General features: G+C 40.1%; 20 protein-coding genes and 1 pseudogene. 15 read left to right on the forward strand and 6 right to left on the reverse strand.

The window, feature by feature from the left end; all coding sequences use genetic code 11:
• Position 1 precedes the first annotated feature (1 nt).
• Positions 2 to 703, forward strand: coding sequence for a fumarylacetoacetate hydrolase family protein (locus OD757_RS18170; RefSeq protein WP_263032759.1), 702 nt, complete (start codon positions 2 to 4; stop codon positions 701 to 703).
• A gap of 111 nt (positions 704 to 814) precedes the next feature.
• On the forward strand, positions 815 to 2158 hold the full coding sequence (locus tag OD757_RS18175; protein ID WP_263032760.1) for an MFS transporter: 1344 nt from the start codon (positions 815 to 817) through the stop codon (positions 2156 to 2158).
• Positions 2159 to 2239: 81 nt separating this feature from the next.
• Here the strand turns inward: OD757_RS18175 and OD757_RS18180 are convergent, their stop codons facing one another.
• Positions 2240 to 3328, reverse strand: coding sequence for an HlyD family secretion protein (locus OD757_RS18180; RefSeq protein WP_263032761.1), 1089 nt, complete (start codon positions 3326 to 3328; stop codon positions 2240 to 2242).
• Positions 3325 to 4902, reverse strand: a complete 1578-nt coding sequence (locus OD757_RS18185) for an MFS transporter (protein ID WP_263032762.1) — start codon at positions 4900 to 4902, stop codon at positions 3325 to 3327. Before OD757_RS18185 ends, OD757_RS18180 begins: the two co-directional genes overlap by 4 nt.
• Positions 4903 to 5068: 166 nt before the next feature.
• Here OD757_RS18185 and OD757_RS18190 point away from each other — a divergent pair, with 166 nt between their 5' ends.
• Positions 5069 to 5689 (forward strand): TetR/AcrR family transcriptional regulator, encoded by a 621-nt coding sequence (locus OD757_RS18190; protein WP_263032763.1) that lies wholly within the window; start codon positions 5069 to 5071, stop codon positions 5687 to 5689.
• Between the two features lie 73 nt (positions 5690 to 5762).
• Here the strand turns inward: OD757_RS18190 and OD757_RS18195 are convergent, their stop codons facing one another.
• The 3 genes from OD757_RS18195 to OD757_RS18205 form a co-directional block, all read right to left on the reverse strand.
• Positions 5763 to 7340, reverse strand: coding sequence for an aldehyde dehydrogenase (NADP(+)) (locus tag OD757_RS18195; RefSeq protein ID WP_263032764.1), 1578 nt, complete (start codon positions 7338 to 7340; stop codon positions 5763 to 5765).
• Positions 7341 to 7356: 16 nt separating this feature from the next.
• Positions 7357 to 9144: an IlvD/Edd family dehydratase gene (locus OD757_RS18200; protein WP_263032765.1), complete on the reverse strand. Its 1788-nt coding sequence runs from the start codon at positions 9142 to 9144 to the stop codon at positions 7357 to 7359.
• An 87-nt stretch (positions 9145 to 9231) separates the two neighbouring features.
• Positions 9232 to 10407, reverse strand: coding sequence for a fumarylacetoacetate hydrolase family protein (locus OD757_RS18205; protein ID WP_263032766.1), 1176 nt, complete (start codon positions 10405 to 10407; stop codon positions 9232 to 9234).
• Positions 10408 to 10518: 111 nt separating this feature from the next.
• On the opposite strand from OD757_RS18205, the gene OD757_RS18210 reads away from it, so the two are divergent.
• The 4 genes from OD757_RS18210 (at position 10519) to OD757_RS18225 (ending at position 14931) form a co-directional block, all read left to right on the forward strand.
• Positions 10519 to 11454, forward strand: coding sequence for a LysR family transcriptional regulator (locus tag OD757_RS18210; RefSeq protein WP_263032767.1), 936 nt, complete (start codon positions 10519 to 10521; stop codon positions 11452 to 11454).
• A gap of 214 nt (positions 11455 to 11668) precedes the next feature.
• Entirely contained in the window at positions 11669 to 12640 is a 972-nt protein-coding gene (gene denD, locus OD757_RS18215) for a D-erythronate dehydrogenase (protein WP_263032768.1), read from the forward strand.
• Between the two features lie 33 nt (positions 12641 to 12673).
• Positions 12674 to 14050 carry an MFS transporter gene (locus OD757_RS18220; RefSeq protein WP_263032769.1) on the forward strand — a complete coding sequence of 459 codons (1377 nt, stop codon included), beginning with the start codon at positions 12674 to 12676 and terminating at the stop codon, positions 14048 to 14050.
• Entirely contained in the window at positions 14050 to 14931 is an 882-nt protein-coding gene (locus OD757_RS18225; RefSeq protein WP_263032770.1) for an NAD(P)-dependent oxidoreductase, read from the forward strand. Before OD757_RS18220 ends, OD757_RS18225 begins: the two co-directional genes overlap by 1 nt.
• A 65-nt stretch (positions 14932 to 14996) precedes the next feature.
• On the opposite strand, the gene OD757_RS18230 is transcribed toward OD757_RS18225, so the two are convergent.
• Positions 14997 to 15908, reverse strand: a complete 912-nt coding sequence (locus OD757_RS18230; RefSeq protein ID WP_263032771.1) for a LysR family transcriptional regulator — start codon at positions 15906 to 15908, stop codon at positions 14997 to 14999.
• A gap of 418 nt (positions 15909 to 16326) precedes the next feature.
• Here OD757_RS18230 and OD757_RS18235 point away from each other — a divergent pair, with 418 nt between their 5' ends.
• The 8 genes and pseudogenes from OD757_RS18235 to OD757_RS18270 form a co-directional block, all read left to right on the forward strand.
• On the forward strand, positions 16327 to 17649 hold the full coding sequence (locus OD757_RS18235) for a cation:dicarboxylate symporter family transporter (protein WP_263032772.1): 1323 nt from the start codon (positions 16327 to 16329) through the stop codon (positions 17647 to 17649).
• Positions 17650 to 17679: 30 nt separating this feature from the next.
• The gene (locus OD757_RS18240; RefSeq protein ID WP_263032773.1) at positions 17680 to 18243 is read left to right on the forward strand and encodes a carboxymuconolactone decarboxylase family protein; all 564 of its coding nucleotides are present in this window, start codon (positions 17680 to 17682) and stop codon (positions 18241 to 18243) included.
• A gap of 1 nt (position 18244) precedes the next feature.
• Complete coding sequence (locus OD757_RS18245) at positions 18245 to 19063, forward strand: SDR family NAD(P)-dependent oxidoreductase (RefSeq protein WP_263032774.1); 819 nt, start codon at positions 18245 to 18247, stop codon at positions 19061 to 19063.
• An 80-nt stretch (positions 19064 to 19143) separates the two neighbouring features.
• Entirely contained in the window at positions 19144 to 19983 is an 840-nt protein-coding gene (locus tag OD757_RS18250; protein WP_263032775.1) for an amidohydrolase family protein, read from the forward strand.
• A gap of 62 nt (positions 19984 to 20045) precedes the next feature.
• Entirely contained in the window at positions 20046 to 20819 is a 774-nt protein-coding gene (locus OD757_RS18255) for a substrate-binding domain-containing protein (protein ID WP_263032776.1), read from the forward strand.
• A gap of 9 nt (positions 20820 to 20828) precedes the next feature.
• Positions 20829 to 21740, forward strand: a complete 912-nt coding sequence (locus OD757_RS18260) for an alpha/beta fold hydrolase (protein ID WP_263032777.1) — start codon at positions 20829 to 20831, stop codon at positions 21738 to 21740.
• A gap of 59 nt (positions 21741 to 21799) precedes the next feature.
• Positions 21800 to 22732, forward strand: coding sequence for an alpha/beta fold hydrolase (locus OD757_RS18265; RefSeq protein WP_263032778.1), 933 nt, complete (start codon positions 21800 to 21802; stop codon positions 22730 to 22732).
• Between the two features lie 81 nt (positions 22733 to 22813).
• Positions 22814 to 22910 (forward strand): annotated as a pseudogene (locus tag OD757_RS18270) (hypothetical protein); the annotation flags it as partial.

Here is a 22910-nt window from a genome sequence, read left to right on the forward strand (position 1 = left end):
CATGTCATTTATTTTTGAACCAATGACCACTGCGGGTCTATTTATTCACGGCTCAGAGCATAAATTTCCAGTACGCCGTGTGTATTGTGTCGGCCGTAACTATGCTGCTCATGCACGTGAAATGGGTTTTGACCCAGACCGTGAACCACCATTTTTCTTTTGTAAGCCAAATGATCTTGAGTCGATTGTTCCGGTAAATACAGATGCGGTTGATATTCCATATCCATCTGAAACTTCAAATTTTCATTATGAAATCGAGTTGGTCGTTGCAATTGGTAAAGATGCCAAAAATGTCTCAGTTGAAGATGCAGTGAATTATATATATGGCTATGCCGTCGGTTTAGATATGACCCGCCGTGACTTACAGATGGCAATGCGTGAAAAAGGTCGTCCATGGGAAATCGGTAAGGCTTTTGATTTTTCTGCACCAGTTGGCCCAATTCATCCGATTACGCAAACGGGTGAAATCAATAGTGCTGATATTCATTTAACGGTAAATGGTAAAACCGAACAGCACAGCGATGTCAGTCACCTGATTTGGTCTGTGGCCGAAACGATTGCCAATTTATCTACGTTATTTGAATTAAAAGCAGGTGATTTGATTTTTACAGGAACTCCAGAAGGCGTAGGTGCGGTAGTAAAAGGTGATGTTATGCGTGCAGACATTACTGGACTGACTGGCATTACGGTGAATGTGAAATAAATCAAATTGAACTGATTTATTGAAATAGGTGCTCAACCTAAATAAAAAATACAGTTGGGCACCTTTGCTAAGGATTGCATATACGCCAATGTATTGGCGAAAGGAGCTCTCATGTCTCAAAATTCTATAGACGTACAAAGTTTCATTGATGAAATACCGCTATCGTCTTTGCAAAAATTAATCATGTGGTTGTGTTTTTTGATTGTTGCGATTGATGGATTTGATACCGCAGCAGTTGGATTTATTGCACCTGCTTTAAAGGCAGAATGGGGATTACAAGCAACCGATTTGGCACCTTTATTTGGCGCTGGCTTATTTGGATTGATGGCAGGCGCACTCATTTTTGGACCACTGTCCGATAAATTAGGCCGTAAACCGATTTTGATTGGTTCGGTAATTATGTTTGGAATTGCCAGTATTTTTGCCTCTTTTTCAGCAGATTTACAAACCTTAATTATTTGGAGATTTCTCACTGGTTTGGGTCTAGGTGGGGCTTTACCTAATGCAATTACTTTAACCTCTGAATATGCGCCTACATCTCGTCGCTCTAATCTGGTGACCATGATGTTCTGTGGCTTTACTGTGGGTTCCGCTCTTGGTGGCATTTTTTCGGCTCAGCTACTTCCTCATATTGGTTGGCACGGTATTTTGCTCATTGGGGGAGTATTACCTTTAGCGACCGTACCTTTCTTATATTTTTTATTACCTGAATCTATTCGATTTTTAGTACTTAAAAAGAAGAGCACCGAGAAAATTGAAAAGATTATTCACCGTATCGCACCGCATTTAAATAGCACACCAACTTTGGTGCCAACAGTTAATGAAGTCGAAAAATCAAGTTTGAAAGATTTGTTTAATAAAGGCTTTGCTTTGGGCACTTTTTTGATTTGGTTTACCTTTTTTATGAGCCTTCTCATTATTTATATGATTTCAAGTTGGATGCCTACTTTATTGACCAATGAGGGCTTCAATTTATCCAATGCGTCATGGCTGACTTCAATTTTCCAAATAGGGGGAACCATTGGTGCCATTGTCTTGGGCTTACTGATGGATAAGATGGATGCAACCAAAATTTTAAGTACGGCTTATGTTTTTGGTGGTTTTTTCCTGATTTGTTTAGGGTTTGGAATTGAACAGGCAAATACAGCTTTATTGATGTTTGCCATGTTTGGGGTAGGTGCTGGAATTAGTGGATCACAAGTGGGAGCAAACGCTTTTGCATCTAGTTTTTATCCAACACATTGCCGTGCAACAGGGGTAAGTTGGGCCAATGCAGTAGGGCGCTCAGGATCGATTGTGGGGTCAATTATGGGCGGCTGGTTAATGTCATTAAATCTCTCCAGTTTTGAAATTTTAAGCATTTTAGCGATACCTGCATTTTGTGCCGCGGTTTCGTTGTTAATGGTTAAGCATCTTAAAAAAGAACAACCTCAAGTTGTGACCACTTTGAGCTAATTTTATAGCTTAGAATTTGTATAAATTAAAAAAGAGACCGTAAATGGTCTCTTTTTTCTCATACTTCAAAATCTAGTCGGTCTATTTTTGAGTCGTATCAATAGAGACTAAAACAGATAAACCAGGACGCAATAATTTAACATCTTTTTGATTTTCAATGAGCTTGATGCGTACAGGAAGGCGTTGAACAATCTTGGTAAAGTTACCAGTCGCATTGGTTGCAGAGATCGGAGAGAAAAATGCGCCAGTAGAAGGGGAGAAGCTATCTACCACGCCTTTTAGCTCAACGTTATAAGCATCTACATAGACATTAACAGGTTGTCCAATTTTTATTTGTTTTAACTCAATTTCACGGAAGTTTGCTTCTACATAGACTTGGTCTAAAGGCACAACGACCATTAATGGATTACCAGCGCTCACAAAGTTACCTACGTTAGCTGACTTTTGACCAATCATGCCATCAATAGGTGCACGAACTTCTGTATAACTCAAATTCAGTTTTGCTTTATCAAGTGCCGCTTGTGCTTGTTTAAGAGCAGCTTGTTTGGCTTGTACCTGAATCTTATATTGGTTGAGCTGATACTGTGCATCAATCACTCTTTCTTTACTGCTGTCCAAGTCGGCATATTGTTCAGTCAATGTGGTTTTTGACTGTTGCGTAATCAATCTAGATTCAGCACCAAGTGCCTGCAACTGCTCATAACGCGCCGTATTATCTTTTGTTAGTTTAATTCCAGCTTCTACTTTTCTAAGCTGTGCTTCTGTTTCTCGAATAACAGTCGGTTGTCTCTCAACAGCCAGCATCGCTTCACTCACGTCAGCTTGTGCTTTTGCATAATTAGATTCAGCTTCAGCCAAAGCAGCTTGATAATCGCGTGCATCAATCCGCGCTAAAAGTTGGCCTTTTTTTACGGTCTGATGATCTTTAATATAAATCTCTTCAATATTGCCAGATACTTTAGGGGCGATGGTTGAGTACTCGACATCCACACGCGCATCGTCTGTTTCAACAATTGAGGAGGGTAAAAATATAAGTTTTAAAACCCATAAAATGGATGCTAAAACAATAATAAATGCGATAACCATAACCCAATGCTTTTTGAGATATTGCACCTTTGTTAACTTGGGTGGCTCGGTGTTGGTGGTATCTTGGGCTTCGAGAGTACTCATAAAGATTTTCCTGAGTTATGACTATTCATTAACTTAATGAGAGCAATGCGTGGCGGATAAGTTCGAACTGGCAAAATCAACATCACGATGAATAAAATAGCGGTAAGGCCAGCTAAGATGAGATATTGATCGCTAATCACTAAAACTGATTGTTGCGCTTGAATCGCAGAGTTGAGAGCAGATAAACCACCTGAAACACGATCTGCACCATTTGCGGTGAGCACAGGTGGAGTAAGTGGGTTAATGACAGGGCCTTGAATATTTTGGAAAACATGTTGGGCTGTATTTTCAATCAGCCGGGTTGAATGGTATTCGCCACGCACTCGATTGATCCAATCCAAAATACAAACACCCAGTACACCGCTAATGGCACGCGGAGTATTAATCATTGGTGATGCATAAATTGCCATGGTTGGGTGAACACTGTTTGTTCCCATCATTAAGAGCGAGAGCACGACACAGGTTTGCCCCAAACATGAGATGGCATGCCAAAAATAAAACTGATCTTGATTCCATGTAGTATCAAGTTGACTTGCACCTAGGCAACCTGCGATGACCAGAAGTAAGCCAAACCCGTGTACATAGCGGCTATCCACCCAAGCTTGATTTAAAAGCTTCACAACAATTGGGATATAGATAAATTGCAATGCCGCAATTTGTAAACCAATCCACATGGTCTGAGTGGGTTTATAGCCATGCACAGCACTAAGGTAATTCAGTGGTAATGTACTGGTGGACATACCAATAATGACAAAGCAAAAGAGAGCAAAAACAGCATAAGCAAAATTTCGGATTTCGAGCATTTGCGGTTTAATTAATGGGGTTGGGTAACGCCATTCATGTATAAAAAACCAAGGTAAAGTAATTGCACTAATTAAAGCCAATACACAAATTAATTGAGAATGGAACCAGTCTAAATGGTTGCCGTGCAATAACATGGTGCTGAGGCTGGCTAAGCTAATAATCGCTAAAAGGGCACCTATCCAGTCGTAAGTTCTTATTCTTGAATAATTTAATGGGTCTTGGGGAATCCCAAAATAAACCAGAGCAGCACTTAGCGCACAAAAAGGAATGGTTTGGAAAAATATCATTTTCCAGCCAAGAACATCTAAATAAAAGGCAGACAGCGCTGCACTTAAATTAGGAAAGAAAGTTGCAGTTAATGCATAGCAAGCGAGGCCCCATAGCCGAATATCAGGTCCTAAAAATCTAAGCGCACAGGCCATGAGCAAAGGAATGGTTAAACCATTGGCGAGCCCTTGTAAGCCACGCAATAAATAAAATATTTCGATATTTGGACTAAAAGGAATTAAAACGCTAGAGAAGAGGCAAAGTCCGATCGCAAAAAGCAGGACTCTGCGCATTGAAAAAATAACTGCCCAACTGGTGGACAGGATCATGCCAATAATCATGGCACTGGCGTAAATACTGTTGACCCAATAACCAGAGTCGACACTAATTCCCATCGCGCCACGAATGTCGACTAAGGTAATGCTGGTAATTCGGTTATTAAATTCAACAGTCATTGCAGCAAATATTGCACCTGCTAAACCGATGAGTGGTTTTGTATTCATCTTTTACCTTAAATCTTAAGCATCAATTTATTGCACCGAGCAGATATTTACTGTACTGTACCGATCGGTACTCTACTCTTTAATTAAATTGCCGTCAATTCTCGATTTTGAACTTTTCGATGAGTTACACTACAAATGAAGTCGCTCAATTTTTTATAAGGTCACTATGTCTGTTACAACTAAAACCAATGAAAAAGATCAAAAAATTTTGGATGCAGCAACAAAGTTTTTTCTGACACATGGTTTTAGTGGCACAACAACAGATATGATTCAAAAAGAGGCGGGTGTTTCAAAAGCCACCATGTATGGCTACTATAAAAATAAAGAAGTGATGTTTGCCGCGGTCATTGAACGACAATGCACGAACATGCAAGAGCAAATTATTTTAGTTGAGACAAAAGCGGAAAATTTACGGTCAGCTTTAACCGAGATGGGGAAAACCTATCTTTGTTTTATCTTGTCGCATTCAGGATTGGCTTTTTTTAGGGTTTGTATTGCAGAAGCAGTAAGATTTCCAGAGTTATCCGAAAAATTCTTTGAAGTTGGGCCACAACGGCTTGCAAATATTATTGCGGGTTATCTTGAAAAATCAGCTAAAAATGGTGAAATAGAATTAAGCTCTTCTTCGGATATAGCTGCAAATATATTTTTAGCGTTATTACGAAGTGATGCGCATCTTAAGTGTCTTACACATCCGAATTACATAATATCAGATAGTGAAATTAGTGCTTGGGTTGAATATGCTGTCGATTTATTTTTGAAAAATATAAATTATCGCCAGAGTTGATTTTATTTGTTTTACCAACAATAACTTAATACAGAAAAATAAAAAGAGACCAGTTAATGGTCTCTTTTTATTTTTAGATCGCTTTTCTAGTCATCTCACCATTCACCAGTCTTAAAATCTGCAACGGGTTGCTGTCTTTTAAAGCCTCTGGCAACAAACTTTGCGGATAATTTTGGTAACACACTGGGCGCAAATAACGGTCAATGGCCAAGGTCCCAACAGAAGTACCTCGTGCATCTGAAGTCGCCGGATATGGTCCGCCGTGCACCATCGCATCACACACTTCCACACCCGTTGGATAACCGTTTATAAGTAATCGACCGGCTTTTTCTTCTAACACGGGAACCACATCTGCAAACTCGGTTAAGTCTGCTTCATCGGCAATTAAAGTCGCAGTCAGCTGACCATTCATGCTTTGTAAAGCCTGAATGAGTTGGGCTTTATCTTCAACTTCAATGATCACTGTGGTTGGCCCAAAGATTTCTTCTTGCAGAAGCTGGTCACCCGCCAGTAACAGCTCAACATCGGCTTTAAACAGTTGTGGTTGTGCCCGATTACCTTGTTGGGTTTGACCTGCCAAGTGTTCAATGCCTTGATGCTCGGTTAAATGCTCAAGACCAGCAGTATAACTTTTTAAGGTTCCGGCATTGAGCATAGTCTGTGCAGGCTTAGCCCCCATAATTTCAGTCAGGTTACTAATGAGCTGGCTAAATTCAGCTGATTTAATGCCCAAGATTAAACCCGGATTGGTACAGAACTGACCACACCCTAGAACAACTGAGTCGGCTAAGTCCTGTGCAATTTTTTCACCACGGGTTTTCAGGGCTTCTGGCAACATCAGCATCGGGTTAATGCTGCTCATTTCCGCAAATACCGGAATCGGTTGTGGACGGGCTGCCGCCATATCACATAAAGCACGACCACCTCGGAGTGAACCTGTAAAACCCACAGCCTGAATTAAAGGGTGTTTCACCAGTGGTTCACCCACACCATTACCATAAATCATGTTAAATACGCCTTTAGGCATAGCTGACTTTTCGACTGCACGTTCAATGGCTTGAGCTACAAAGTCCGCTGTAGCCATGTGTCCACTATGGGCTTTTACCACCACAGAACAACCTGCGGCGAGTGCCGAAGCTGTGTCACCACCCGCAGTTGAAAAAGCGAGTGGAAAGTTACTTGCTCCAAAGACTGCCACAGGGCCAACACCAATTTTGATCTGGCGCAAATCTGGACGAGGTAAAGGCTGACGCTCAGGCAAAGCGGTATCAATCCGCGCACCTAAAAAGTCACCACGGCGCAGCACTTTGGCAAACAGGCGCATTTGGCCACTGGTACGGCCACGTTCGCCTTGCAAACGTGCCAGCGGTAAAGCGGTTTCCTGTGAAACAATTTCAAGGAAATCTGTACCCAAGGCATCGAGTTCATCGGCAATATTTTCTAAAAAGGTAGCACGCTGTTCAGGTGATGTATGACGGTAAGTTTTAAAGGCTTGGCTGGCCGCTTCACAGGCCTGATTCACTTCCTGTTCGGTTGCATGGTGAAACTCATAAGGCAAAGTTTCACCAGTTGTTGCATTTACACTCTTTAATAAGTTTGTACCTTGTGCACTGCGTGAACCGCCAATAAAGTTGTGTCCAATCATGGTCATAGTAAATATCCTGAAATTAATGAGAATGTCGTGGAAGATTATTTTGGTTGACGACTCGCATATATAAAGTTGCAGGCTCTAAACAACCGCCAGTTGATAATTGGCCCACCATGTTGCGATACATTTCTTGCCATGGGGTTTGAGAGGCAGAGACTGTTGGCTTCCATTCCTGACGGCGTTTTTCTAACTCTTCGTCAGAAATGAGCACATTGACCGAACGATTGTTCAAATCAATGCGCAAACGGTCATTGGTTTTTAATAAGGCAATACCGCCACCTACAGCGGCTTCCGGCGACATATTTAAAATAGAAGGGCTAGCAGAGGTTCCACTTTGACGGCCATCTCCCAAGCAAGGTAGCGAGTCAATTCCTTTTTTAATTAATCCTGCAGGAGGAGCCATATTTACAACTTCTGCACTGCCTGGATAGCCAACAGTACCTGCGCCACGAATCACTAAAATGCAACGTTCATCAATGTCTAAGTCAGGGTCATTAATTCTTGCGTGGTAGTCTTCTGGACCTTCAAATACAATTGCTCTAGCCTCAAAACTATTTTCACTATTCGGGTCAGATAAATAGGTTTTCTTAAATGCTTCACCCACAACCGACATTTTCATAATGGCACTGTCAAAGAAATTACCACTGAGCACAATAAAACCAGCGCCATGTTTCAGAGGTTGTTCATAAGGAAAGATGACATCGGCATTTGACGTTTTTGCATTTTTAGCAATTTCCCCAATTGTTTTACCGCTGACCGATGCGCAGTTTTCATGTAAAACACCTGCTTTTTGTAATTCGTGCAGAACAGCAGGAACACCACCGGCACGGTGAAAACCTTCACCCAAATATTTACCCGCCGGCATACAGTTCACAATGAGTGGAATTTTTTCTCCAACGCGTTGCCAATCTTCTAAGCTCAGCTCAATACCCATGTGACGTGCAATCGCAATTAAGTGGGGAGGACAGTTACTCGATGCGCCTAAAGCAGAAGCTACTGCAATGGCATTTTCAAAGGATTGTTTATTCATGATTTTAGATGGTCGTAAATCTTCTAAAACCATTTCACAAATTCTTTTTCCTGTCATATAGGCCATTTGCCCACGTTCACGATATGGCGCCGGAATACTTGCACAGGTTGGTAAAGACATACCTAAAGCTTCTGCCAAAGCATTCATTGAAAGTGCAGTGCCCATGGTGTTGCAATGTCCGACCGAAGGCGATGCTGAAGTGGTCATTTCCATGAAGCCTTCATAGTCAATTTCACCCGTGGCAAGTGAATTTCTTGCATGCCAAAGCACCGTACCTGAGCCGATTAACTCACCTTTAAAATGACCGTCTAACATTGGGCCACCGGATAAAACAATGGCGGGTAAATCTGTTGTCGCGGCTGCCATTAAACAGGCCGGTGTAGTTTTATCGCACCCTGTGGTTAGCACCACACCATCAAGTGGATAGCCATGTAATATTTCAACTAAACCTAAGTAAGCTAAATTACGGTCAAGTGCAGCAGTAGGGCGACGTGACTGTTCTGCAATCGGGTGAACAGGAAATTCCATGGGAATACCACCCGCATCACGAATACCTGCTTTAACCCGTTCAGCAAGCTCTTTATGGTGACGGTTACATGGGGTTAAATCACTACCAGTTTGTGCAATGCCAATAATTGGACGACCCGACTGTAGCTCGGCACGGGTCAATCCATAATTCATATAACGTTCAACATAGAGTGCTGTCATGTCAGCGTGGGTAGGATCATCAAACCATTCTTGGCTACGTAAAAAAATCCGTTTATCTTGATCATTCATTTTTAGATCCTTTCACCATACTTTTTGAAATTTAATTTTTTTCACAAGATGAATATTACAATTCAACTGATCGATAATACGTGAAAATTATAATAATTCGCGCTGCTTCAAATTACGTATTAATGCATTTATTCCAAAATTCCACGGCGTTGCTTTGTCACTGGTCATGACCGTGTTGTATAGAGTGCCGAGTTTAGGTGAGTGAATTCGGACAACATCTCCGACTTTATGGGTAAAGCCAGCACCAGCTTGTTCACGATCTTGAGTAGGTGCAAATAAAGTACCTAAGAACAAAACAAAACCGTCCGGATATTGATGATTTTCATTAAGCGTTTGTTGAATTAAATCTTCGGGGTCACGGCTAATCTGAGACATAGAACTAATGCCATTGAGTACAAAGTTATCTGTCCCTTCAATTTTTAGTTCAACATCGCAAGCACGGATGTCATTTAAAGTAAAAGTATGATCAAAAAGGCGAATAAATGGGCCGATTGCACACGAAGCATTGTTGTCTTTTGCTTTACTTAATAACAAAGCACTACGACCTTCAAAGTCCCGTAAATTAACGTCATTACCTAAAGTGGCACCTAAAATTTTACCGTGGCTATTCGCAACCAATACAACTTCAGGTTCCGGATTATTCCACTCAGACTTCGGGTGAATACCAATATTTTGACCGGTTCCCACAGCTGCTAAAACAGGGGCTTTTGTAAAAATTTCAGCGTCAGTACCAATACCCACTTCAAGATATTGAGACCACATTTTTTGTTCAATTAAATATTCTTTGAGTTGAAGTGCTTTTTCAGAACCAGGTTCAATTGTTTTTAAATTATCACCAATTACCCCTTGTACCACTTCACGGATCGATTGAGCTTTTTGCGCATCGCCACCAGCTTGTTCTTCAATCACACGCTCTAACATACTTGCTGCAAAAGTAACGCCAGCCGCTTTAATCACTTGTAAATCAATAGGGGCTAAAAAATATGCCTTGTTTGTATCTGGCTCAGCGACTGTATTGGCAAATAACTCATCAATTGACCCAACCAATCTTCCTTCAATTTCAGATAAAGCTTTTAAAGGATCCGAAGTTTCAAGCAACTGAGAAATCGTATGAAACTTTTCAGAAATATCAAAAACCTGATCGCCTTTTAAAAGAATCGGAGATGGACCAGAAATCTGGTTGGGAATCCACGCGCGACCAATTAAACATCCTTGGGTAGCATCGTTTGGTAATGAGTTCTGGGAATTTAACGTAAAGTTCATTTAAAGCATCCTTCTTTTATTTGAAATCATGATATGTTTCTTATTTAATAAACACCAATCGTAATAATTTAATTATTAATAACGAAAAGTTATCGAAAAGGTTTTTTATAAATGGCAGATTTGACTTACGCGAGTTTAAATAATTGGTTGAAATTCAAACATTTGGTGTTGTTGGAAACTTTGGCAAGGACCAATAACATGCATTTGGCTGCCGAGCAGATGAACTTAAGTCAGCCTGCCGTGAGTAAAATGCTAAAAGAAATTGAGAGTCTGCTTGGGTTTCAGGTTTTTGAAAGACTTCCACGAAATATGCCAGTCACAGCTTTGGGCGAGCATGTGATTCGTTATGCGCAGCGTGTTTTGAATGATGCAAAGCATTTTGTCGAAGACATTGAAATTTTACGTTTAGGTGGTCACGGGTTTTTAAAGGTGGGCGGTATTTTTGCAGCAACTGCTGTGGTAATTCCGAACTCAATTATTGAAATTAAGAAACAATGGCCGCTACTTTCTATTGATGTTGTTGAGCAGACCAGTGACCATTTAATGGAAATGTTAAGCGAGCATACGTTAGATTTAGCTATTGGCCGTTTTACCGATGTGACGCAAAGTCAGTTTTTCGATTTTCAACCCTTAGGCCCAGAGCCATTTTGTATTGTTGTGAATAGTGCCCATCCATGCGCCCAAAAAAAATTCTGTACCTTAGAAGAATTACTCAACTGGCCGTGGGTACTCTATCCTAAAGGCACACCAATACGAGAGCGTATGGAAGGTGCATTTGCCCGAGCGAAAGTTAAAATACCTTTAAATACGGTCAATACCATGTCGATGCAAACCTTTTTACAGATATTAAAAGGGGCGCCAATGGTGGGAATGTTACCGGAAGCCATGGTGATTGATCAGGTGAAAGAAGGACAATTACAGATTTTAGAAACAGATCTAATTTTAGATGCGCAGGATTATGGAATTTTGACGCGTAAAGATGAACCAGTGTCTGATATTGCAGCAGCATTTATAAATATCTTACTTAAAAATGCGAAACGTAAATAAACGACAGAGCCTCAAATTATGATTAGATTTGAGGCTTTAAAATTAAAAGAAAAACCTACTTTGTTTAGTAAATTTATAAACATAAAACTGATATTAAAAAGTTATCAATATTTAGAAATTATTCATTGGAAATTATTGAAAGGAGTCCTTATCGTTTAATTCACGACAATTACAAAAGTTTTTAAGTGAATAAAAACTAGGAAAGGACCTCTGTATGAATGTGCTAATCACTGGTGGAACAGGTTTTATTGGAAAACAAATTGCCAAAGAGATCTTAAAAACTGGCAATTTGACTTTAGATAACAATAAACCTGAGCCCATCGATAAAATTATTCTATTTGATGCATTTGCTGGTGAAGATTTACCACAAGACCCAAAAATTGAAGTCATTGTCGGTGATATTACCGATAAAGCCACGGTAGCAAATATTACAGAAAATGTTGATGTGGTTTGGCACTTGGCCGCTGTAGTCAGTTCAGCAGCAGAAGCCGATTTTGATTTAGGCATGGATGTGAATCTTTATGGACTCTTAAATTTATTAGAAGAGTTAAGAAAGAAACAAACCGCGCCGCGAGTCATTTTTGCTAGTGGCTGTGCTGTATTTGGTGGTCAATTACCAGAAGTTGTGACAGATGAGACAGTGGTTACACCGAAGTCTTCGTACGGCATGCAAAAAGCGGTAGGAGAATTACTGGTTTCGGATTACTCAAGAAAAGGCTTTATTGATGGCCGTATTTTAAGACTACCGACTATCGTGGTTCGGCCCGGTAAACCCAATAAAGCGGCATCGACATTTTTTAGCTCAATCATCCGTGAACCGTTAAAAGGTGAAACGGCAGTTTGTCCAGTCCAGTCAGATACACCGGTTTTTGTGACTTCACCACGGCGTTGTGTTGAATCGATGATTAAAGCTGCGTCAATTTCTTCAGATGTACTGCAAGATAATCGCATTATTCCTCTACCGGGATTAACCGTTACCGTAAAACAAATGCTTGAGGCGCTTGAAAAAGTTGCAGGCAAACAAGCAATCGATTTAGTGCAATGGCAAGAAGACAAAACCATTCAACGGATTGTTCAAAGTTGGCCTGTTCAGGTGAAAGCTGAATATGCCGAGTCTTTAGGTTTCCAAGCGGATGAGAATTTTGAAAGCGTTATTCAGGCACATATAGAAGATACCCAAAATTAATGGCAGTGATCGCCAGTTGATGTGAGAGTTATTATGGAAGATATCAAAAATGTAACTGCTATCGAAGAGCAGACAATTAAACGTGTTTCGAGTCGAATTATCCCGTTTCTCATTATTCTATTCATTATGGCATTTCTAGACAGAACCAATATTGGTTTTGCTGCGCTACACATGAATGATGCACTTGGAATTACTCAAACTATTTTTGGTTTAGGTGCAGGTGTATTTTTTCTGGGTTATTTCATTGCAGAAGTACCCAGTAATATTTTACTTCATCGGTTTGGAGCACGGATCTGGATTGCCCGAATTATGATTACTTGGGGAATCATTGCTGGACTTATGGGTTTTATTCATAGTGGCACGCAGTTTATTGTTTTACGGTTTTTACTCGGAATTGCCGAAGCGGGTTTTTTCCCGGGTGTTATCTTTTATTTAACTTTGTGGTTTCCTGCAAAATATCGCGCTCGTGTTTTTGCAACGTTTTATCTTGGATTACCTATTGCTCAAATTATTGGAGCGCCAATTTCAGTCGGTCTCATGCAATGGGGCAATACCATTGGCTATGAAGGCTGGCGTTTAATGTATATCTTAGAAGGTATTCCATCCATTATTTTAGGTCTGGTTTGTCTAAAATATTTAACCAATAACCCGAAAGAAGCCCAGTGGTTAACGACTGAGCAGCGTCAATGGTTAATGACAACATTAGAACGTGAAGAAAGAGAAAAAGAGCAATCTACGGAAGCAGCTTTAACAAAAAGGGAAATGATTAAACAAGTGTTTAAAAATCCTTTAGTGTGGATTATGGCAATTGTTTACTTTGGAATTACCTCTGGTTCAAATGCGATGTTCTTCTTCTTACCAAGTGTTTTAGAGTCATTTAGAAACACATTTGGTATGGAAATTAGCCTGATTCAAAATGGTTTACTTACCGCAATTCCATACGCATTTGCGGCCGTTGGAATGGTGTTATGGAGCCGCCGTTCTGACCGTAAACAAGAACGTTATAAACATGGTGCGTGTGCAGCGCTTATGGCTGCCTCCGCAATTGCGATTGCCTTAATTGTGAATCAACCTTGGGCAATTATTGTGGGCTTTATTCTGCTTGCGATTGGTGTATTTAGCGCAATTAATATTTTCTGGACCATTCCTGGGCAAACTCTAACAGGTGTTGGTGCGGCTGCCGGAATTGGATTAATTAACTCGGTAGGTAATTTAAGCGGTTTTACCGGTCCGTATTTAACAGGATATTTATATACGACCACAGGCACCTATACTGTGGCATTCCTTGCGATTGCTGGCTTTGTAGCGATGGGTGGTTTAGGGTTGCTTCTATTGGCAAGATTAAAATCGAATAGCTTAAAAGTAGAACAACAGCCACTTAAAGTTCGAACAGCGACGGAGATGAAATAATGGCGACCATCGGATTTGTGGGTACAGGCATTATGGGAATGCCGATGGCTATGAATTTACTCAAGGAAGGTCATCAACTAAAAGTCTGGAATAGAACTGCCTCTAAAGCTGATATTTTAAAAGAAGCGGGTGCTCATGTTTGCTCTGAACTTGAACAAGTCGGAAAAGATGTAGAGTTCCTGATTTGTATGCTCAGCGATGGAAAAACATGTGATGAAATTTTGTTTAAAGAGCAGGGTGCAATCTCGCAGCTAGAACCTGAAAGCACGGTTATTGTAATGAGCTCGATCCCTGTTGAAATTGCAAAAATACAAAGTGACAAATGCAGAGAACGAGGACTTAGATATTTAGATGCCCCAGTTTCTGGTGGACAAAAAGGTGCTCAAAATGCAAGTCTTGCCATTATGGTGGGTGGTGAAGCTAAAACATTTTCACACGCTGAAACTATTTTAAGTGCAATGGGACGCCCAATTTTAGTCGGTGGTGCTGGCTGTGGAATGCTGGCAAAGCTCGTAAATCAAATGATCGTTGCAACCACCATTGCAACGGTGAGCGAGGGATTATTGCTTGCAAGCCAAGCTGGAGCTGATCCTATTAAATTAAAACAAGCATTAACAGGCGGTTTTGCAGATTCTCCAATTTTACAGCAGCATGGCGAACGTATGTTAAATCGAGATTTTAAACCAGGAGGCACTGCTCGAAACCAGCATAAAGATATTCATACCGCCATTCGCTATGCCAAATCGCTTGAATTGAATTTACCTATTGCTGAACAAGTTGGTCAACTCTTTGAGAATATGCTTGCGGCTGGAGACGGTGAGTTAGACCACTCGGGTTTAATTCGAGAGCTGGAGCGAATGAATCACTTACAAGGCTTATAAATTCTATACTTTTAAAGCGAATTTGACCAAGCTGTGATTCGTCATGGCAAAGGTCAAGAAAAGTGTTATTTGTAGTTATTAATAATGGATCTAATGACTTCCTGTACATCCAAAATTGCTTTGTCCTTTAACGATGTTTTTCGACATGAAAGAACCATTGGATAGGTCGGGATCGAAATTGGACAGTTTGTATAAATTAGTGAGGGTACAATTTCAGAAATTTTTCTTGCAGCGTGGGTAGGAAGCGTACAAACGGTTCCTTTTCTTTTTAATAACCAAGGAATAGCTGCAAAATGAGAAGTGGATGCAAATATGTGTCTGGTTTTATTTAATTTTGTTAAATGTTCGTCAACTATTCCGATCTGTGCTGTATTAGAAATTAATAGATGTTCAAAACCTAAAAACTTTTCTAAGGTTAGATCAACAGCATCTTCAGGGTGAGTTACTAAACAAGAATAATCGCCTAAAACCATTAATTCGCGATACAAAGAATGATAGTAGATTCCACCAGAAGTCACTCCAATATCAACATTATGTTTTACTAACATTTCAGCAATAATATGCATGTATGTCTGTTTAATCACGATTCTATAATGCGGAAATTTTAATCTAACTTGCTCGATAATCTCTTGTGCAAATGCAATTTCAAAATCATCAGACATACCAAGAGTAATAATTCGCTGCTGTAAGGTATTGGTATTATCAGGTAGAGATAGCAGTGTTTCTCTAAAAATATTTAAGGCATTGCTGACTAATGGTTTTAAAGCATGAGCTTTAGTGGTGGGTGCAAGACCTCGACCAGTCCGTTGGAAAAGTGGATCTTGGTAAATGTCTCTAAGACGTCGTAAAGAAGCACTGACAGCAGATTGAGTAATTCCCAAACGTTCAGCCGCACGTGAAGCATTTTGTTCTTCATATAGCACTTCAAAACACTTTAGAAGATTTAAGTCGATTTGTGCGATATTAATTTCATTCATATCTGATAGTGCCTAAATCCTATTCCATAAAGATGGTGATTATATAACAATGAATTCAGACGTAAGGAATGTAACTTATATGGAAAGTAATAGATAAAGTTCTTATTTACGTGGCGTTTTATAAAATGATGTCAATTTTTTGGTAAAAAGTTATTGATATCATTTATGATTTTTAAAACTAATCTTATAGATAGAGTAGATTAGGTTTATTTGGAAAAATATGATTAAGGAATGATTCTATGACAGATTACTTTTCAAATCTAGCTTTTCGATGAGTTAAACACTCTAGACAATTGAACTCCCCGTTAAATTTAAATCTAAGCACATATGAATGTTGTTTATAGGGGATTCGTTTGCCAAAAAATGCAGGGATGTGTTCAAGCACAAGCATTTTAAAGTTTCGATATAGGAATTCGACATGTTAAAAAAACTACATGTGCAGGTAATTATTGCAATTATTGCTGCCATTATTTTGGGTTTAGTCTCCCCTGAATGGGCAAAGGCAATGAAGCCATTAGGTCAAGCATTTATTGCTTTACTAAAAATGCTTTTAGCTCCTTTGATTTTTCTTACTTTGGTTCATGGTTTGACTCATATTAAAGATATGAAAAAACTGGGCCGTTTGGGTGTTAAGTCGCTTATTTATTTTGAAGTATTAACAACCGTAGCAATGCTGATTGGCTTTGTATTTGTCAATGTGTTGCAGCCTGGTTTAGGTCTGCATGCAACCGACCTAGCCGAACCTGATGCAGCAAAGGGTTCAGCAACGCTTTCCGCGGTTGATTTCTTCTTAAATATGATTCCCCATACCATCGTAGATGCTTTTGCGACTGGAAATGTATTACAGGTACTGGTCGTTTCAATTTTAGCGGGTATGGCTATCAATTTATGCTGTGGCCCGGACTCTGTGATTGTTAAAGGAATTGATGAAGCACAAACCATCTTATTTAAGATGCTCGGTTTTATTATGAAGCTTGCGCCGCTCGGTGCCTTTGGTGCAATGGCAGCGGCGATTGGTAGTTATGGCGGTGAAACACTTATTTATTTAATGAAATTAATTGGTGTTTTCTATGCAGCTTGCTTCTTCTTTATTGTATTTGCCCTTGGCACAGTGACTTGGATTATTGGTCTACCTTTCCTCACCATTTTAAAAGTGATTCGTGACGAAATACTTTTGGTATTCGGTACGGCATCTGGTGAAGTTGCCTTTCCTAAACTGATTGAAAAACTCAAGAAAACTGGTTGTGACGAAGCTGTTGTCGGGTTCGTATTGCCTACAGGTTATAGCTTTAACTTAGATGGCACAGCTTTATATATGGCAATTGCTGTGGGCTTTATTGCACAAGCAACTGACACGCCTTTGAGCTTAATCGATCAACTGGTTCTATTAGCAATTTTAAGCTTTACCTCGAAAGGAGGAACTACTGTTGCTGGAGGTGCCTTTATTAAGTTGGCGGCGACTTTACAGTCTGTAAAAACTTTACCGCTTGGTGGTTTGGGACTGTTGTTTGGTGTTGACCGAATTATGGCAACCATCATGGCAATTACCAACATTATTGGTAACACGCTTGCGGTCTATGCGGTTGCTCGTTGGGAAAATGCTTTCGATGCTGATGCCTTTGAAAAACAAACAGGTAAAAGACCTAAGCGTAGTTTGCTACGGGCTAAAGATTCTTTGGTAGCGACGCCGCTAGCTTCTGATTCAAATCAGTCAAGTCAAGTTTTAGATAAATCTCATTAATTATCTCAACTTCTTATATCGAGAATAGACATGCGTTTAAAAGCTATAGACCCAGAACATTTAACTGCTGAACAACAAGTTGTATTCGATGCAATTGCAAGCGGTCCACGTAAAGGTGTAAGAGGTCCTTTAGCGATCTGGTTACATCATCCGAAGTTAGCTAATTTAGCCCAAAGTCTTGGTCAATATTGTCGATACGATAGCTGTTTAGAGCCGCGTTTGAGTGAGTTAGCCATCTTACTAATGGGTAGACACTGGCTCGCTGAATATGAATGGGCTGCTCATAAACCTTATGCAATTGAAGCAGGTCTAAGTACAGATGTCATTGAAGCAATTCGATCAGGTGAGCAACCCGCATTTATTCATAAAGATGAACAATTAATTTATCAGTTCATTTATGAGCTTCATGAAACTAAAAGGGTTTCTGAACAGACCTATAGAGAAATAGAGCAATTACTTGGGACAGATACCTTAATCGATTTAGTCGCGATAGCAGGTTATTACACTCTGATTTCTATGACGATTAATGTTTTCGAAGTTCCACCTCCAACAGGCGTAACACCTGAATTACCAAACCCAAAATCAGGAATTTAATATGTTTGATGAAATTAATCCTCAAGGACGTTTGAAAGATAAAGTTGCAATCATTACAGGTGCAGGTTGTGTTGGTCCGGGTTGGGGAAATGGTCGTGCAGCGGCAGTACTTTTTGCAAAAGCCGGGGCAAAAATTTTTGCTGTCGATCGTTCGATTGATGCGATGCAGGAGACTTTAAATCGTATTCAAAATTTTGAAGGTGAAGTGACACCTTTCGCATGTGATGTGACTGACAGTAAATCAGTTCAAACCATGGTTGAAGCCTGTGTAGAGAAATATGGTCGTGTCGATATTTTAGTGAATAACGTGGGTGGTTCTGCCGCTGGTGGAGCTGTCGCGTTATCAGAAGAGGCTTGGAACAAACAGCTCGACCTAAATTTAAAAAGTGTTTTTTTAACTTGTAAACATGCCATTCCATATATGGAGCAACAAGGCGGTGGTTCGATTGTAAATACGGCTTCAACTTCTGGAATCCGTTTTACAGGTGCTCCGCAAGTTGCCTATGCCGCAAGTAAAGCCGCGATTATTCAATTATCAAAAGTGACCGCTGTCGAATATGCCCCTAAAGGAATACGCGTAAATACTGTATTGCCAGGTCAATTGCATACCCCAATGGTTGAGGTCCGTTTAGCAGGGCAACGCACAGGCGGTGATGTTGATCAATTGCTTGAAAGCCGTTTAAAGCGAATTCCCGCAGGCTTTATGGGAGATGGCCGTGATACAGCTTTTGCTGCGCTGTTTCTTGCAAGTGATGAAGCGCGTTTTGTTACCGGAACAGAAATTGTGGTCGATGGTGGAATGACTGCACGTTGTGATTAAGGAGAGTTCCCAATCACTCCCACCATGGATGAATACACGGAATATTTGTTGAACCTAATGAAATTTGTTTAGGAATTACTATGTCATTTAATTTGCCAAAAGGTTCATGGGATTGCCATTTTCATATATATGGGCCTTTTGATCGCTTTCCGTTACCAGAAGATGCGGCCTATCACCCTGAACCTGCGACCTTTAAGCAAATGCTTGAGTTGCATAAAAGTTTAGGTATTGAACACGGAGTTTTTGTTCAGGCTGTTGCCTATGGTTCAGATAACTTCATCATTTTAGATGCAATTGAACAAAGTAACTTTAATTATCGAGGGATTGCTCTAGTAGATCACGATATTACAGATGAACAGCTGATTGAATTAAAGCACGGCGGCATTTGTGGTATTCGCTTCAACATGATGGGGCATTTACCTGGAAGCCATGATCCACAAGCATTACGTGGTTTGGTTGAGCGAGTTGCAAAGCTCGGACTGCATATTCAGATACACGGAAAAATTGAGGATATCTTCCCAGCGATTGAAGCTTGGCAAGACATAGATGTCGATATTGTGATTGATCACATGGCCCGACCTAATTTGCTTGATTCACAAGATGCAGAAAATACTTTTAACAAGCTGCAACAAGTCATGATGAATCCAAAACGTTGGCTAAAAATTTCCGGAATTGACCGTGCAATGAATGGACAGCCTGCCAGCACTTGGGATGTTTCACTGAATTGGGTTCAGAAGTTAATCAAACTTGCACCAAATCGAGTGGTATGGGGAACAGATTGGCCTCACCCAAATGTAAAAGGTGAGGTTCCTAATGATGATGAGCTTTTAAAGTTTGCATTAAAAGCACTCGATACGCCTGAATTAATACAAGCCGTATTTGTCGATAATCCACGAAATTTATATTTCAGAGAAAATTAATGTTTTAAAACCAATGAAGTATTCATTGACTGAATACTTCTTCACTTAAAAGGAAGTTAAAAATGAGTTTAAAAAAACTAGTCTCAGGAATGGGCTTATCAATTGCTATGGTCGTGCCAGCACATGCAGCGCAATTAAATGTTATTGCATCTGGTTCTTTTCATGGTGCGATGGATAGTCTTATTCCAATATATGAAAAATTAACTGGAAATACGGTTCATATCGAATGGGGACCTTCTGCCGGAAAGTCTCCTGAATCATTACCAATGCGAATTAAAAACAATGAAAAGATGGACTTGGCTATTATTTTGGATGATGCACTTAAATCTAATGAATTAAGTCAAAATTTTGACTTATCTAGTCGTACTGAATTGGCAAATTCAAAAATTGGTTTGGCAGTAAGTAAAGGCACTAAAGTGCCACCGTTAAAAAATGAATCAGACCTAAAGGCAGCCTTATTATCAGCTCAAAAAGTTGCCTATTCTCAAGGTTCAAGTGGTGTCTATATTCGTTCGACACTATTTAAAAAATTGAATATTGAACAGGAAATGCAAACAAAGGGGCTAGAGGTACCAGGTAAAAAACTGGTCGGGGAAGTATTAGCAGAACATCAGGCTGATATCGGAATGCAACAGATTAGTGAGCTTAAACATACGAAAGGGATTACCTTTGTCGCACCTTTACCTGAAAGTTTGCAATACGTTAGTAAGTTTTCATCCGTTATTTCTAAAAAAGCTGAACATCCTGAAATCGCAGCTCAATTTGTACAATTTTTAAAGTCTAAACAAGCAGAAAGTATTTTGACGAAGAGTGGTTTGGAACCACTTGGTAAGTGAGGCAACACCATGAAGAAATACTTAACTGCAATTTTATCGACATCGTTGAGCCTCATGGGTTGCTCAAGTCTTGATAGGGTTGAATCTAATATGGATCAAGCAAATTTAATTTCGAATTTCTCTGTTCATAAAAAGCAGATCCAACAAGGTGATGTCTCAATTGAGTTCTATGTACAAGGGAAGGGTCCTGTCATTGTATTACTTCCTTCGTTAAGTCGTGGTGCTAGAGATTTTGATGTTGTTTCAGATTATCTTGCAAAATCAGGCTTTAAAGTCATACGCCCTGAACCTAGAGGCATCAATGGCAGTACAGGGCCTTTAGAGAATTTAACCCTACACGATTTTGCTGCTGACGTTGGTTTAGTTTTAGATGCTGAAAAAACTGGTCCAGTGGTAGTCGTTGGACATGCATGGGGAAGTCAGCCTGCACGTATGCTTGCTGCTGATCGACCAGATCTGGTTCGCGGTATTGTCATGGCCGCTGCTTCAGCAGGTAAGTTACCTAAAGATTCAACTGAAAAACCGTATGGGCGTTTACGAGATGCAATTGATAACGCAGGGAATTATAAGCTTCCTCAAGAACAACGTATCACATATCTAAAACAAGCTTTCTTCGCACCTATGAATGATCCACATGTGTGGTTAAACGGTTGGTATGAAAAAAACCATGCTGCTGAAGCTCATGCACGAATTGTAACGCCCATTGATGAGTATTTTTCGGGTGGAAAAACGGTTCCAATCCTTGATTTACAAGGAGAGTACGATGCAGTCGTCGTCAAAAATGTAATGAAAGAGTATTTGCCTGAACGAGTTGTTGAGCAGGTCATTAAAAATGCAGGTCATGCGATGGTGCCTGAACAACCAGAAGCGATGGCAAATGCGATAGCCAAATTTTCAAAACAAGTTTATTTGTCTAACTAATTGAATATATTTATTTAATTTTTAAAACCACAATCATCTAAAACATGGAGTTGATTAAGATGAACAAAACCTTAGCTATTTTAACTACAGCAATATTATTAGCCACAGCAACGGTTACGGAAGCAAAACAAACAAATATTTCGCCAGCAACGCATACGACTGTTGCCTCTAAGGTAAGCACTGTGCCTTATGAGATGGTGAAGTATGGTGATGTCTCTATTCAAGCTTATGTACAAGGTAAGGGGCCAACCATTGTGATTATGTCGTCACTAGGGCGTTCTGTACGTGACTATGATGTAGTTGCGCAAGATTTGGTCAAGCAAGGTTTTAGAGTGATTCGACCGGAAGTTCGTGGAATTGGTTTAAGCCGTGGTCCAATGGAAAAACTACATATTCAAGATTATGGAAATGACGTTGCAGCAGTAATCGAACATTTTAAAGCTGGACCTGCAATTGTAGTCGGTCATGCATGGGGTAATTTCCCAACCCGTATGGTCGCAACACAACGTCCAGATTTGGTTAAAGGTGTGGTGTTAGCAGGTGCTTCCGCAGGTAAAGTACCAGAGGGATATAAAGGTAAACCAATTGGTCCTGAAATTCGTGAGGCGATTGATAATGCTGGAAATGAAGAACTTCCAGAAGCTAAGCGTATTGAATATTTAAAACGTGCATTTTTTGCGCCAATGAATGATCCGCGCGTATGGCTAACTGGTTGGCACCACGAAGCTCACGATGCACAAGGTTATGCGCGTAATAACACTCCTGTAGATGATTATTTTGCAGCTGGTAAAGCACCAATTTTAGATATTCAACCAGAATATGACACAGTCGCGCCTAAACCTTTAAGAGGTGTTCTAAAAGGTGCTTTAGGTGATCGAGTGACGATAGTTGAAATTAAAAATGCAGGTCATGCCTTAGTTCCAGAGCAACCGAAAGCTTTAGCTGATGCCATTGGTAAATTTGCTAAACAACAATTCGCGAAAAAATCATAGTTGTTCCTTAAAGAATCGAGCGTTCTTGAGCGTTCGATTCTAAACAATTTTGTGCATTACGGTTTTAAGAGACTATTCAAGATGATTGACAAAAGTAAGTCCTCACTAAGCGAGGTTCTATCCCAGATTAAAGATGGCGCGACCATCCTGATTGGTGGTTTTGGTACCGCAGGACAAC

The sequence above is a fragment of the Acinetobacter sp. AYS6 genome (genome assembly GCF_025630795.1).
GTDB lineage: Bacteria > Pseudomonadota > Gammaproteobacteria > Pseudomonadales > Moraxellaceae > Acinetobacter.